Source organism: Phytoactinopolyspora endophytica, assembly GCF_004138495.1.
GTDB lineage: Bacteria > Actinomycetota > Actinomycetes > Jiangellales > Jiangellaceae > Phytoactinopolyspora > Phytoactinopolyspora endophytica.
In genome coordinates this window covers 202,364-202,677 of sequence record NZ_ML142856.1, presented here as the reverse complement: position 1 = coordinate 202,677, position 314 = coordinate 202,364, and positions in this window count along the sequence as shown.

Genomic DNA, 314 nt, shown 5'->3' with positions numbered 1-314 from the left:
CCCGATCCCCACACCGAGATGGACGTCCTCCTCTCTGCTCTGGCTACCGCGTCCGCTGTCGAGCACCGGAACTGATCATCGCCTGAGCATGCTAGATCGCCCCTCACCTGCAGCGATGCGGGTGAGGGGCGATCGTCGTCGCGCGACGTCGGTTTGGGTCAGGCGGTGTGTGCGCCCCGTTGTGTCCCGGACTGACCACGCCTCAGCAGGCTGGCTCCTAGAGCGATGGCCGTCAGGGCGAGAAGGAGGAGCATCGACGAACCGGCTCCGGTGTCGGGCAACTCCTCGCCGTCGTCGGTCCCGCCATCAGTGCT